This is a genomic window from Streptomyces griseus subsp. griseus, assembly GCF_003610995.1.
GTDB lineage: Bacteria > Actinomycetota > Actinomycetes > Streptomycetales > Streptomycetaceae > Streptomyces.
This window is the reverse complement of the sequence record NZ_CP032543.1, coordinates 3013777-3027412: the sequence shown is the minus strand read 5'-3', so window position 1 is coordinate 3027412 and position 13636 is coordinate 3013777. Positions and strand designations below refer to the sequence as shown.

Below are 13636 nucleotides of genomic sequence, written 5' to 3'. Positions count from 1 at the left end.
TTACACGCCTCGATAAGTGCAACCGGAGGTGCAGGTTTCCCGCACGGTGATCTCGGACAGTGCGGGAAGTTCGCCGATCAGCCGGTCCCAGATCCAGCGGGCCAGGTTCTCGCTGGTGGGGTTGTCCAGGCCTTCGATGTCGTTCAGGTAGTAGTGGTCGAGTTGAGCATCGATGGGCTTGAAGGCCCGCTTGATGTCGCCGAAGTCCATCACCCAGCCCAGTTCTGCATCGACGGGGGCTTCGACGTGCACGATCACCTTGTAGGAGTGGCCGTGGAGGCGGGCACACTTGTGGCCCTCAGGTACGCGCGGCAGGCGGTGCGCTGCTTCGAAGGTGAACTCGCGAAAGATTTCCATTACTGAATTCCCAGATACTTGTGCGTCTGGAGGGAGAGAGTCCAGCGCGGGTTCTTCATGCAGTATTCGACGGTGGCACGGGTATGGGCTTCACGGTGAGCGTCATCCAGCGGTTGCAGCCTGAAGTGCCGGAAGTCCAGTTCTTCGAACTGGGCGGGGTCACCGCCGACCTGCGGGTAGACCAGTTTCAGTTCGTCACCCTGGGTGAGGGCCAGAGTGGAGCCGATCTTGGGGCTGACGCACAGCCAGTCGATCCCTCGTGGGGCGGGGCGAGTGCCGTTGGTTTCCACTGCGACTTCGAAGCCGCGCTCGTGCAGAGCCTCGATGGTTTCTTCATCCAGTTGCAGCAGGGGCTCTCCACCGGTGCACACCACGAACCGGTGGGCTCGATCGGTCGTGGGCCAGGCGGCCTCCACGGCATCGGCTAGGTCCTGCGGGGTGCGAAAGCGGCCGCCACCTTCACCGTCGGTGCCGACGAAGTCGGTGTCGCAGAACTGGCAGATAGCGCGGGCCCTGTCCTGTTCCCGGCCTGTCCACAGGTTGCAGCGGGAGAAGCGGCAGAAGACCGCCGGACGCCCTGCGTGGCTGCCTTCTCCCTGCAGGGTGTAGAAGATTTCCTTGATCAGATAGGTCATGCTCAGGCGCTCTGATACCGGACGGGGTCCTTCACGCCGGCTTCAGCGAAGCCCTTCAGGCGCAGCAGGCAGGTGTCGCACTTACCGCAGGCCTGCCCCTGCTCGTCGGGGTCGTAGCAAGAGGAAGTAAGGGAGTAGTCCACGCCCAGTCGCAGGCCCTCGCGCACGATGTCGGCCTTGGACAGCGCGATCAGGGGGGAATGCAGGGTGATCTTGGAGGTTCCTTCCACCCCAGCTCGGGTGGCCAGGTTGGCCATGGTGGCGAAGGCCTCCATGTACTCGGGGCGGCAGTCGGGGTAGCCGCTGTAGTCCACGGCTGTGACCCCGGTGAAGATGTCGCTGGCACCGACCGTCTCGGCGAACGCCAGCGCGAATGAGAGGAAGATCGTGTTGCGGGCCGGCACATACGTGATCGGCACCCCGCCCTCCTCGACGTCCTCCAGCGTCTCGTGCTTGGGCACCTCGATGTCGGAGGTCAGGGCAGAGCCGCCGAAAACCCGCAGATCGATGTCGGCAATGACGTGCCGGGCCACGCCCTGGGTCTGCGCCACGCGCTGAGCCGCCTCCAGCTCGATGCTGTGCCGCTGGCCGTAGCGGAAGCTGAGCGCGTAGGGAGTGAATCCCTGGTCCTTGGCGATGGCCAGCACCGTGGTCGAGTCCAGGCCGCCGCTCAGCAACACGATCGCGGGACGGTCCATGCTGTCACTCCCCTATCTGCAGTCCAGTTTCCTCAGTTGAGGCAGGTGCAGCCTACCCCCCTAACTACCGGCTACAGTAACCACAACAAAAATCGAGTTACGGAAGCCAGGGGTCGAGTCGCAGTGAACGAGTTGCCCATCGTGGTCACGTGCACGGACCGGAAGGCCTCACCACCCCCCGCGGACCTGCAAGCCCGCACCCTGCCCAGCGGCGACCTGCCGCAGCGAGCCGCGGAATGGGCACGCCGCCTGCAGGCAGTCCAGGGCCGGCAGGCGAAACTGCAGGATCTCTACCAGGGGGATCAGTGGCGGCGTGCGCTCGCTCTCACCGACGCCGCAGCTCGAGCAGGGTTTGTCCCTCGTCTCTATGTAGCCTCGGCCGGCCTGGGCCTACGGCAAGTCTCCAGCCTGGCGCCGTCGTATGCAGCGACTTTCGTACCACGACACGCAGATTCCGTGGCTTTCTCCAGTCATGAAGCATCCCGGTGGTGGGATCACCTGCAGCACCTGGACGGCGCCAGCGATCTGTCTAAGATCGCCACGGCCGCCGGACGGGCACTGGTGGTGCTGTCGGAGACCTACGCCCAGGCCATGCAGCGGGACTTGCGCGGGCTCGCGGCCGCCGACGCCGAGGTGGTGCTGATCGGGGGCGCCTGCGATCTGGACGGGGTGCTGCGGGTGCCGGCCAATGCCGCCCTGCGGCAGGCCCTCGGCGGAACCCTCACCAGCTTGAACACCCGCATGGCAGCCTCCTGGCTCGAGCACTGCACGCCGGGCCGCCTCATCAGCCCTGAGGCGCAGGCGCGTTGGGATGCCTGGGCCTCTCAGGCGGCCCGGCCCGAACGTTACGCACGCACACCTATGTCGGACGAGCTGGTGATCGCCTTCATCAAAGAGATGAAGGCCCTCCACCCCGACTCCTCCCGCACTCGTCTGCTGCGTCTCTTCAGAGACAAGGGGATGGCCTGTGAACAGAGGCGCTTCGCAGACCTGTACACATCAACGATTGGCCGCTGATGACTTTCACTGTGCTTAAGCGTCGGGCCCTGCGGATCGAGCAGCACCCCACGATCCCGCTGTATGTGTTCACGTTGGCGGCAGAAGAGGTGCACCAGGTCGCCGACGTCGCGCGGATCTCCCGGGACGAGGCCGGCAGGCTCATCGGCTACCAGCGCCCCGAGAAAAAGCAGCACGTCAAGCAGATCCTGGAGTATCTCGACAGTGACGAGGTCCTCTTTCCCAACGGACTGATCCTCGCCTTGCCCTCCAGTGTGCGGTTCAAGTCCAGCCCCGGCCCCAGCAGCAGCGACGGCCTGTGTACCTCCGGGACGCTGGAGATCTCTCTGCCCGATTCCCCCGATGCCCCCCGGCCGGCCTGGATCGTCGACGGCCAGCAGCGCAGCCTCGCTCTGGCCCGCACCCGCAACACCCGCCTGGCCGTGACCATCGCCGGGTTTGTCGCCGAAGACCTGGAAACCCAGCGAGACCAGTTCCTGCGCGTGAACACGGTCTCCCCGCTGCCGACCAACCTCGTCACCGAACTGCTTCCCGAAGTCGGCACGGTGCTGCCGACCAAACTGTCCGCCAGGAAACTCCCCTCGGTCCTGGTCGAAGCCCTCAATCAGGACAAGGATTCGCCCTTCCACGGGTTGGTGCGCCGCCCTTCCACCACGGCCGAGCAGAAAGCGGAGGCTGTCGTCACCGACAACAGCCTCACCACGGCCATACAGGAATCCCTCAACTCCCCTTCGGGTGTTTTCTTCCCCTACAAAAATCTGTCCAACGGCACCGTCGACACCGCCACCATCCGGCAGATTCTTGTCATCTATTGGAATGCCGTCCGGGACACCTTCCCGGAAGCGTGGGGCCTGCCGGCGACTCGGAGTCGGCTGATGCACGGAGTGGGCATCCGCTCCATGGGGCGTCTCATGGACCGCGTAATGATGGCCATCCCGCCTGCATCCCCCCATGCGCTCGAGCAGGCACGGGCCGAACTCGCACTAGTCGCACCGCACTGCCGTTGGACCGACGGGCGCTGGCCGGACCTGAACATCCCTTGGAACGAACTCCAGAACAACCCGCGCCACATCAGCACCCTGTCGAACTACCTCCTCCGTATCTATGTGCAGGAAAAGGCAAAAGCGGCGTGAAATTCTATTTTCCTGACAGCCAGGACCTGGTGAGCCCCACCTACGACTTCGTCAACGACGAGTACTCGCCCTACCGAGTGCGCCAACGGGACGACGTCTACGCTCACCAGGTTGTGACGCCGATCCCCTACGACGGGATCCTCGTCAGCAAGGCGGTCGTCGACGGATCCGTGAAAGGCTCGGGAAAATACTCCTCCCCGCAGCGCGAGCGTTTCTACCGGCTGGGCGTGAGAAATTTCTTCCGTCTCCCCGAAGCCTGTGCCACCATCGGTGACTGTGGCGCCTTCAACTATATAGACGAAGAGCGTCCGCCTTACGAGGTGGATGAAGTCATGGACTTCTACGGCCGTTGTGGATTCGATGCGGGAATTAGTATCGACCACATTATCTTCGGGTATATTCCCGAAGAGTCTGATAAGCAGCCCGAAGACGCCTGGATCACCCGGCAGCAAATCTCCCTGGAACTTGCCGAAGAATTCATTACCGCAACACGAAAATCAGGCGCGCACTTCGAACCGGTCGGTGCAGCACAGGGTTGGGGCCCGCAAAGCTACGCGCACAGCGTGAAGCAGTTGCAGAAGATGGGTTACCGGCGCATCGCACTGGGCGGCATGGTTCCCCTCAAATCGCACGAAATCCTCTCCTGCCTGCGCGCCATCGACGACATTCGCTCCCCGGGAACAGGACTGCATCTCCTCGGCATCAACCGGGTGGACAGCATGGAACAGTTCGCCCGTCACGGCGTGACCAGTTTCGACAGTACCTCCGCCTTCCGTCAGGCCTTCATGGATGACCGCAATAACTACCACTCGGCCACCGACTCCTACACGGCCATCAGGGTCCCCCAAGTCGACGGAAACCCCGCACTCAAGCGGCTCATCCTGTCCGGGAACGTGTCGCAGGCAGAAGCAATCGCCGCCGAGCGAGCCAGCCTGCGCGCCCTGCGCGAATTCGATCGCGAGGACACGTCCATAGAGGAGGTCCTGACTGCCCTCGGAACCTACGAATCCCTCGTACTCGGGCCCAAAAAGAAAAGCTACCTCGAAGTGTACGAGCGCACCCTGAGCGATGCGCCCTGGCGCATCTGTCCCTGCGCCCTGTGTGAGAAGCACGGAATTGAGATCGTGATATTCCGGGGGAGTGAGCGAAACAAGCGTCGCGGATTTCATAATTTGACCGTGCTCGAAGCGAAAATGCGATCACTCACCTTCGGGTAAGATCCGCCCTCTACTTTTTATCCATGTCAGGAGATGCGATGGCCGACCGCTACGAACTCAGGCTCCCCGCACTTGAAGTGCGTCAGGGTGACCGAAAAATCTACTGCTTCGCTGTCGACGGAAAGAAGATCCACAGCTTCGCCGCCGTCTCCCGCGTCCGGCGGGACGACAGCAGCAGCCTGCAGGGCTACCAGCGACCCGAAGTCCTCAGCCACATCCGGGGCATCCGCCGCTACCTCGAGTCCGACAACGCCATGCTCCCCAACGCCCTGGTCCTGGCGTTCGACGAGTCCGTCAGGTTCGAGACCGGAGCACGCCGGGCTGCCGGCGTCGACTACTCCGTCCCGGGAGAATTGGTCATCCCCGTCGACGAATCCCTTCCCGATGAGGAAAAGCCCGCCCTGATCGTGGACGGACAGCAGCGCAGCGCCGCCATCCGCGACGCGGACCTGGCCGAATTCCCCGTAGCCGCCGTCGGATTCATCGCCGACGATCAACAAGATCAGCGCTCCCAGTTCATCCTGGTCAACTCCACCAAGCCGCTACCCAAGGGCCTCATCCACGAACTGCTGCCCGAAACCAGCGGACACCTCCCTCCCTCCTACGCCCGCAAGCGCCTGCCAGCGCGGTTGATGACTCGCCTCAACATCGACGGCGAGGGCCCCTTCTACGGCCGCGTCGCCAGCCCCACCTCCCCCCACGGCAACATCAAAGACACCAGCCTGCTGCGCATGCTGGAGCACAGCCTCTTCGAAGGGGCCCTCTACCAGTACCGCAACCCCGAAGACGGCTCCGGCGACGTCGAACGCATGCTGCTGCACCTGCGCTCCTTTTGGACCATCGTGCAGGAAACCTTCAGCGACGCCTGGAAGCTCCCGCCCCGCCAGTCCCGCCTCAGCCACGGAGCAGGCATCCAAGCCATGGGTTTCGTCATGGATAGCCTCACCGACGGCATGGCCGCCGAAGACGTCGACTGCGACCGGGTCCGCAACGCCATCCTGAGCCTGATGCCGGTCACCGCTTGGACCTCCGGCATGTGGCGCTTCCCCGACGGCGAACAGCGCCGCTGGAATGGCCTGCAAAACACCCCCAACGACATCCGCCTGCTCACCGACCTGCTGGTGCGCACCGTGCGGGGCTGACCGGCCGACTGGGTTCACCGTGCCTGGATCGGACACGGTGAATGCCCCTCATCTGCCGTGCTTGCGCCCGTCCTCGGCGGCTGCCAATTGGACAGACCCATCCTGCAGCGCATCCACGATGGCACGCACCACGGATACCGACCCGGCCCTGTGGGACTGTCGCCCGATTCGCGGGTGGTGTGCGGGGCTTCCGGCGGGGTCGGGGTGTGAGGTCGGCGAAGTGGGTGCGGCGTGTGGTGCCTGCAGGGAGTCCGGTCAAGTGGGCGTCGATGCGGTGCGGTAGAGCAGGGACACGATCATCAGGGCAGCATTACAAGTCCCCGTCGACGAGCCTGTAGGCGGGTGCCGACCAGCAGCGATGACTTTATGAGCCTCACACGCCGAGGTCGAGGCGGTCGCGGGCCCGGGTGACGGCAACGTAAGCGAGGCGGGCTTCTACCTCAAACCTTGCCGGCGCGGAGCAAGCCGTGTATTGCCGCGCGCAGAAGAGAGGCCGAACCACTGCCGTCCGCATATTCGGTAACAGCTGATTTTGCGTGCTGTGTGATGAACCCTGTGGCGGCGTGCTTGGCACAGCGGGTGGCCAAGACGATCACGTCTGCCTGTCGGGCTTTTTGACGCAGTTGGGAACTTCCTACGCTGTCGTGGGAAGCGGTCACTTTGAGGCCAGGGACAAGTTGCTGAAGCGTCTCGCTGACTCGGTCGAGCACTCGTTCGTCGAGGGAGTACAGCAGGAGTTGGCACCCCGTTGCGGCCTTGAGTTCTGCTTCGGCGTCTTGTGCTTCGCCTTCGCTGGGCTGGCTCTGCCAGTCCAGTTCAATGCCGAGTTCCGTGGACAGGCGGCGCGCCATGCTCAGGTCGCCGGGGTCCAAGCGCCCCTGGTGCACGCTCAGTGGTAGCAGCAGTGCCAGGGCGAAGGTTTCGCGTGCGTTTGGCTCGGGGCTGGCTTCCATGACGAGGCGGTCGGCGAAGTCCAGTGCGATGGCGGCTCGTTCGGGGGCCACCCAGCGTTCGCAGGTGTCGGCGAGTTCTTCCAGCAGTTGTTTGTAAGTAGCGGCGGAAGGACTGGAGCGCAGGACGATTTCGGTGAGGGCCTGTACGGCTAGCAGGTCTCCTGGGCCGAGCCAGTCGTATGCCAGTGCGCAGGTGATCAGGGCGCGTGCGCTCAAGGGGGCAGGCTGGCCGTACCCGACGCTGTCGATGAAGGCGCCCACGTATCGCCAGATTTTTGCCTGGCTGTCGTCGAGGAGGTCCTCCAGCACGGTGGCGATGTGCCGGTCGTCTTGGGCTGGTGATGGCCAGTCGGTCCACGCTTCCTGGTCCAGGATGCTGGTCAGGTGGGCGTGGCCGTCGGCGACCGCGCTCATCAACTCCGGCCAGGAGGTGGGAGTTGCTGGTGTGGGTGGTGCGTCCGCGTGGTGTGTCGGGGACGCGGGGGCGGGAACTTCGGGCGTTTCGGTGGATTTGCTTGTCTGGTGGGTTGGTATCCCGTCCGGCTGGACGTTGTGCAACGCGGTGATAGCGCTACGAAGAGCCAAGGGAAGGGATTCGAGGGGTGCGTTCTTTTGGAGGGTGGTGAGAACTGTTTTGGTGCTTGCCAAGTCCTCTCGGCTCACGGCGGCGAGGAGGAGGACGGTGAGGGCTTCAGTGGAGTATGAGGCTTGGGCATCTTCGAAGGGCGCAAGGGCGAGGAAGCCTCGATCGCGCAGGGCTTGTTGGGCGCCTGGCAGGTCACCGCAGGTGAGTGGTTCGTGCAGGTCGCATGCGTAGACAGCGTTAAGCACTGCTTCCTTGACGGGGATCGGCGGGTTTTGCCGCACGATGTCGCCCAGGTCAGGGTAGTCGAGCAGTTCCTGGTCGAGGCCAAGGCGGGAGAGCCGTTTGATGCGCAGGTAGGCGAGGTTGACGGCGTTGATGCCGCCTTGCGCTGCCAACTGCTCGAGCGTTGCTTGGGAGGCTGCTTCGCCGCCGGCGGCCAGGGCAGCGTCGAACTCGGCCAGGAGTCGCCCCGTGGGTTTGGTTACGCGCCACAGGCGAGGGGGGCGACTGGCCAGGGTGCGCTGCATGAGCAGGGCGACGTCGGTCAGTTTCTGGCGGTAGCGGCGGTTGGGGTGGGTTTCCAGGCGGAAGGTGGTTGCTTCGCCGGCGAGGTCCAGCAGTGCGGACTCGATGGGGTCGTTGACGTCGAGGGTGCACGGACGCACGCCTGCGTCGATGAGGTACGTCGGTCCGGCGAATGCGGTGATGATCTGGGCCATGAGCGCCGCGTGTGCTTCGTCACGGGCGGTGACGTAGATGGCGAAGCGGTCCTGGGCTTGCTGGTAGCGGGGCAGGACGAGGGGAATGTCAGTACTGCGGCGCAGCAGGTCGACGAAGGGCCGGGCTCGTTTGCCCTTGCGGGGGTCGGGATCCATTCCTGGCCACGCGTCGTTGCCTGGGCCGAAGAAGCGCTGAAAGAGGTCGTCCAGGTCCTGTGTGGTCCAGGCTGGGGCGCTTTGGCGTGTGGTGGTCACTGATGCTTCTTCCAGCGCTGGGCGAGTTCGAGGCGTGCCTGGCCTGCATGGCTGCCTCCCACCTTGTAGGTCACGGCTTCATCGTTTTCCAACAAGCCGCGCACGGTGAAGTTCATTGACCCGGTGAGCAGCCAGTCACGGCCGCAGATGGTCTTTTCGTGGACGGAGGCGTCTTGCACCACGCGGACGGATTGGGCAGGGGTGCGGCGGTGCAATCGGGCGAGGAAGTGGGCGTTGTGGGGATCGGGGCGGGTGACGACGGTGAGGGCGGAGCCAGCGGTCACGATCCGGGCGAGGAGGTCGGATAGTGAGCAGGCGCTGGGAGGGGTGTCGCCGAACAGGTCGTCGTATGATCCGTGGCTGTTGTCCACGACGTGGACGTCGCTGATCCAGGGCGAGACCAGCCACATTCTGGGTCCGGGGAAGAGAAGTTCTCCCATCAGGGCCGTGGCAAGAATGGTGTCGGGGTTTTCACCGGTGGGTCCGCCGGTGCGTACGGGGCGCTGGAGTCCATTCATTGTGTGGCCTCTCGGATGTCCACTCGTACGTGCCATTGCTGGCCGTGGCGGCTCATGCTTTGCATTTCTCCGTGTACGCGCATCGCGTCTCGGTCGATCGGCAGGGCCGGCACCCGGACGATGGCGTCGGCCAGTGCGGTGGTGGCTTGGGTGTCTGCGGTCAACACGGCGGCGGCGTGTTGGGCTAGTGCGGTTTGGTAGCGCTCTTCCCAGCCTTCTTCGGTGACGTCGATGTGGGGCAGTTGTTCGTCGTGTGCTGCGGTGGCCAGGAGTCGGTCCAGGCTGGCGGGGCGGTCGAGATAAGGCTGGTAGTGCTGGAGATGGTGGTTGCGGGCGTCGCGGCCACGCGGCCAGAGCAGGCTGAAGGCTTGGTCGGCGCTAAGGCGCGGTCCCGGGCCGGTGGGCATGCGGCCTGATCCGACGGCGTAAGCGATGACGCGGGCATCGACTTCCACGCCCAGGCGTTGTTCCAGGGACCGCCATCCTTCGACCAATGCCAGTGTACTGGCGTCGGTGGCGGGAGTGCTGCCGGGACGCAGCAGCCGGGTTGACAGTGCTGCCACTGCGCTGTGGCGTGGGGGGCCGTCGATGTCGCTCCAGGCCTCGCGCAGTGTTGTCAGCGCTTGGTTGGATTCGGCGGCGGAGGTGTGGGCCCGCAGGGCTGCCATGGCACGTGCTGCCTTGCCGTTGGGCTGGGTGGTCACGTGGTGCAGGAGTCGGGTGACGGTGGAGTCGACGTATTCGTAGTCGTTGGGGGTCAGTGCTGATTCGACCAGGCGCCAAAAGCGCCGCGGGTCTTCGGCGTAGTGCCGGGAGAGCTGCTCGATGACACCTAGACCTCCGATGGAGGTTTCGCTGAGCCAGATCGCGGCCGCGTTGTGGCTGTGTGCGGGCAGTTCCACGTCCACAATCAGGTCGCCGTCTTGGGCGTCGGGGCAGGCGCGAAGGGCGGCGCTCAAGATGGCTGCAGCCATGGTGTCGGTGTAGGTACGTCGTGCCAGGTCGGCTGTGCGCTGGGCGATGTCCGAGGCCACGAGGAGGTGTCCGGCGCGGTCGAGTGCGTCGATGACGACGGGTTGCTGGCTGAGTTCGGTGAGGGTGGCGATGAGGCGTTCGTTGCTTTGTGCGGGTGATGTAGCTGGGTCGTCGCGGTAGAGCACGCTGAGGATCTCGCTCAGGTCGTCTCGCCAGGTTCCGGTGGCGAGCATCTGGCGGATCGATGCCGGGGCGGGGCTGTTTTCTGCCAGGCCTCGCAGGGAGAACGACGTCAGGTAGGCCAGGGCCAGCCAGCCGCGCTGGAATTGGTTGGTCACCTCGCTGAGGGCGGCGTCGCTGTCGACGGCGTGGAAGAAGGCCAGGGTGCGCCATTGGGGCGAGGTCAGATACTGGGCGACCTGGGGGTGGCTGGTGTCGAGGGGCGCCAGGGTGAAGGAGGCTGCGTCCACGTTCAGTCGGAAGCCGAGTGCGGCCGGTTCCCCGTTCAGGGTGTAGCGCACGGTGCGTGCGTCGGTGGTGCCCCCGTCGTAGCTGACCTCAAAGCGCGATCCGCATGTCATGCGGCGCACCTCGATGGGGTTGCCTGCCTCGTGGGTGGCGAAGCCCACGCTGGTGATGCGTTGTCCCCAGGGCGAGGGGTGGGGAATATCGGCGGGCAAGGGGCGTGCGCCGGCTTCGACGACGAGTTGTGAGCCCCACAGAGGAAATCCTTGGGACCGGTCGGCGACCTGCTTGTCCGGCTTGCTCAATTGCAGTCGGTGCGGGCGAAGGACGACGACGTCTGACGGTTCTTGGCCGGTGAGGGTTGGGGTCCAGCGGCCTTCGGCGGTCGAGACGGGCACGAGGGTGCTGTCGAGTTCCAGGGTGTCCTGGCCCAGCGGCGGGATGGGCAGCCAGGTGCGGTGGTCGTCGTGCTGGTGGCCGTAGCGGCGGCTGATTCTTCCCGGTACGGCCTCGCGCAGGGCTCTGGCAATCGGCAGCAGTTCATCGGCGCTGTCCTGCTCAGCCGTGTTGGCTGTGGGCTGCGCAGCGAAGGGCAGGATCAGGGCGACTTCGGGCACGTTCAGGGGGTCGAACAGGGTGCGTGTGACGAACTCCGGGAGCACCGCTCTGGGTTCGGCGCCGGGGTCTTTGTCCTGGAGGACTTGCCAGTCGTTCTTCAGCCGGCGCAGCGCGGTGGGAACGACGCTGAGGAGCAAGGAGCGCGGCTCTTCCCACAGCAAGGCTTGTACGTCGTCGGCGGTCAGGTGCAGTGACGCCTTGAGGTGGCGGGCCAGGTCGTCTTGGAGAGCGGGAGTGGTCAACAGACTCTCCAGCAGGTGCGCCAAGGCTTCACCAGCGGCCTTCTTTTCCTTGCTGCTGCTTCCCCCGCTGGGTGCGGTCAGCAGCCCTCGAGGGTCGGCCCACCAATGGCTGGGGCGGATCTTGCGCCCGGCCCAGTCCAGCAGTGATTGCGCTCCTTGAATCTTGATGACGAAGCGATTGTGGACCGGAAGGTGGCGTGCGGGCACTTCGGGCTGAAACAGCGTTTCGTAGGCCTGGTAGGCCAGACGGTCGCGACCGTAGTCGGAGAGGGTGATGACGGTCAGGGGGCGCATGGCGCGTTGGCGGCCGGCCCGGCCGCGGCGCTGGATGAAGGCTGCCGCGTCGTGGGGTGCCTTGTGCTGGAGTACCAGTCCCACGCGGGGGTCGTTGAATCCGACCTCGAGGGAGGCCGTCGCCACCGTCAGGTTCGCTTGGAGATCGACTCCGACGTCCTGGGAGGAGGTGCGTGCGATGCGCAAGGCGTGGTTGGCCCTGCCAGCAGCGAGTACGTGGCCGATTTTCTCCATGAGGTCCCACGACTGGCCCTCACGGTAGCGTGCCTGGTGCTGGGCGCGCGTCGGGGCCCGCAACGCTGCAAGAACCGGCTTCTTCCCCGGCTTACCGTAGCGGTTTTGTCCTCCTTCGGCGTCCCTGAGATCGTCGTAGAAGCGATTGGTGACGTCCAGGTCGTCGGTGAAGAGGAATCCGGTGGAGCCGTAGAGTGCCGCGTCCTCTTCCGGATCGAGCATGCGCCCAAAGAGCATGGCTGTCTGGATCGACGTCGACAACAAACTGCTGCCTGCGATCGGATCGCCACGCAAGGCCAAGGCGTATTCGCGGCCCTCGTGGTCCATGCTGTCATCGGTGGGCTGAATGTATTCCACGCGGCTGTCGCGCAGTCCTACCAGGCGGGCGAAGAACCCTGCAGCATCGCGCAGGGTCGCGCTCAGGCCGACGAAAGCCACCGGTTTGCGGACAGCGTGCTGCCAACGGCGCAGCAGCAGGGCGGTTTGCGCTCCGTGGATCCCCGAGTAGGTGTGTACCTCGTCAAGCAGGACGAGGGAAGGCACTGCGCCGCCTTGCCAGCCCAGCAGGCGGCTGAGCCCGCCACCGGCGCTGTTCAGGTTGAGCATTTCGGTTGTCGTGAACAGCAGGTCAGGAGGTGTGTCTTCCTGAGATTTACGAGTCAGGGCAAGGACGCCGTGGGGAATGGTGGCACGGCAGGCTGGAGCCAGACAGGTCAGGCGCTCTTGATTGCTCCGGCGATCAGCATCACGCCACAGCAGTTCACCGCGCTCGCACGCGGGGCAGGTCAGGTACGGGCAGACGGCGCCATCGCGCGTGCGCTTCCAGGCAGTACGGCCCGTGGCGCCGGGTAGCAGGCGAGTGTCGTCTTGGCGGTACGGCGTGTCTCCGTACAGGGCTCCCAGTCGAAACGGCCGACGCCCCAACTTCAGCAGGGCAGGCTCCAGTGAGCGTGCGGTGCTCAATGCCTCGCGCAACTGGTCCCGTAGAAGTTCCTTGCGGGGATACAACGCGAGCGTGTGCAGGCGAAAGGTGTTGGGGCGAGCGCGCTCGGCCATGGCCGCAAAAGCTGGCAGATAAAAAGCCAGAGTCTTGCCGCTGCCGGTGCCAGCGCCCACGATGACGCCACTGGAGTGAGGGCGTTGCAGGGCGCCAGTCACCGCCGCGGTGGCCTCGACCTGGAAGCGGGCGAGGTCGCGGGCGCCGATCTGGGTTTGCGCCACCAGGTGTTGAACGGCTCCCCAGCCTGGTTGGCTGTCCAGTTCCTTCAGTGCTGTGGCTGCTGGAATGTTGCGTTGAGGGTAGCGGCGTGGCGCGGTGTGCAGGCGGTAGTCGGCCACGAGTCGCTTGCCGCTTTGCCACCACGGTGTGGACTCATCCCGCGCTTGCCAGGGAAAAAGCTGCCGCAGTTGTGCTGCGAGTCGGACACTCTCTGCAAGGCGTGTGCGGTACTGCGCAGGAGAGGTGTCGGGCACTTTGAAGAGCCAGGCCCGGTCGCGGAACTCATAGAGCAGGTCCTCGCTCGACATCTGCGCGCCGTCCGCGGGGCCTTGGGCAGCAAGGATTCTATGACGTCGAGG

10 protein-coding genes are annotated in these 13636 nt (G+C 64.9%); 4 read left to right on the top strand and 6 right to left on the bottom strand.

Annotation, left to right across the window (positions count from 1 at the left end):
- The 3 genes from queD to queC are packed head-to-tail and all read right to left on the bottom strand — an operon-like array spanning position 1 to position 1690.
- Positions 1-357, bottom strand: a complete 357-nt coding sequence (queD, locus tag D6270_RS13660; protein ID WP_018551858.1) for a 6-carboxytetrahydropterin synthase QueD — start codon at positions 355-357, stop codon at positions 1-3.
- On the bottom strand, positions 357-992 hold the full coding sequence (queE, locus tag D6270_RS13655; protein WP_109165142.1) for a 7-carboxy-7-deazaguanine synthase: 636 nt from the start codon (positions 990-992) through the stop codon (positions 357-359). The genes queD and queE overlap by 1 nt, the downstream gene beginning before the upstream one ends.
- 2 nt (positions 993-994) lie before the next feature.
- Complete coding sequence (queC, locus tag D6270_RS13650; protein ID WP_018551860.1) at positions 995-1690, bottom strand: 7-cyano-7-deazaguanine synthase QueC; 696 nt, start codon at positions 1688-1690, stop codon at positions 995-997.
- Between the two features lie 456 nt (positions 1691-2146).
- Between queC and D6270_RS33025 the strand changes: the two genes are divergently transcribed.
- From D6270_RS33025 to dbpB (D6270_RS13630), 4 genes are read left to right on the top strand one after another with little or no spacing between them, the layout of a single operon-like run.
- Positions 2147-2707 (top strand): hypothetical protein, encoded by a 561-nt coding sequence (locus D6270_RS33025; protein WP_225976840.1) that lies wholly within the window; start codon positions 2147-2149, stop codon positions 2705-2707.
- Positions 2707-3840 (top strand): DGQHR domain-containing protein DpdB, encoded by a 1134-nt coding sequence (gene dbpB, locus D6270_RS13640; RefSeq protein WP_095709797.1) that lies wholly within the window; start codon positions 2707-2709, stop codon positions 3838-3840. The genes D6270_RS33025 and dbpB (D6270_RS13640) overlap by 1 nt, the downstream gene beginning before the upstream one ends.
- Positions 3837-5057 (top strand): tRNA-guanine transglycosylase DpdA, encoded by a 1221-nt coding sequence (gene dpdA, locus D6270_RS13635; protein ID WP_109165144.1) that lies wholly within the window; start codon positions 3837-3839, stop codon positions 5055-5057. The genes dbpB (D6270_RS13640) and dpdA overlap by 4 nt, the downstream gene beginning before the upstream one ends.
- A 38-nt stretch (positions 5058-5095) precedes the next feature.
- Positions 5096-6199 (top strand): DGQHR domain-containing protein DpdB, encoded by a 1104-nt coding sequence (gene dbpB / locus D6270_RS13630; RefSeq protein WP_109165145.1) that lies wholly within the window; start codon positions 5096-5098, stop codon positions 6197-6199.
- 440 nt (positions 6200-6639) lie between these two features.
- Here dbpB (D6270_RS13630) and dpdD read toward each other — a convergent pair whose 3' ends face one another.
- The 3 genes from dpdD to dpdJ are packed head-to-tail and all read right to left on the bottom strand — an operon-like array spanning position 6640 to position 13585.
- A complete protein-coding gene (gene dpdD / locus D6270_RS13625; RefSeq protein ID WP_109165146.1) occupies positions 6640-8712 on the bottom strand; it encodes a protein DpdD in 2073 nt (690 codons plus the stop codon).
- Complete coding sequence (gene dpdK, locus D6270_RS13620; RefSeq protein WP_109165147.1) at positions 8709-9230, bottom strand: phospholipase D-like domain-containing protein DpdK; 522 nt, start codon at positions 9228-9230, stop codon at positions 8709-8711. Before dpdK ends, dpdD begins: the two co-directional genes overlap by 4 nt.
- Positions 9227-13585, bottom strand: a complete 4359-nt coding sequence (gene dpdJ / locus D6270_RS13615) for a protein DpdJ (protein ID WP_225976839.1) — start codon at positions 13583-13585, stop codon at positions 9227-9229. Before dpdJ ends, dpdK begins: the two co-directional genes overlap by 4 nt.
- Between the last annotated feature and the right edge of the window lie 51 nt (positions 13586-13636).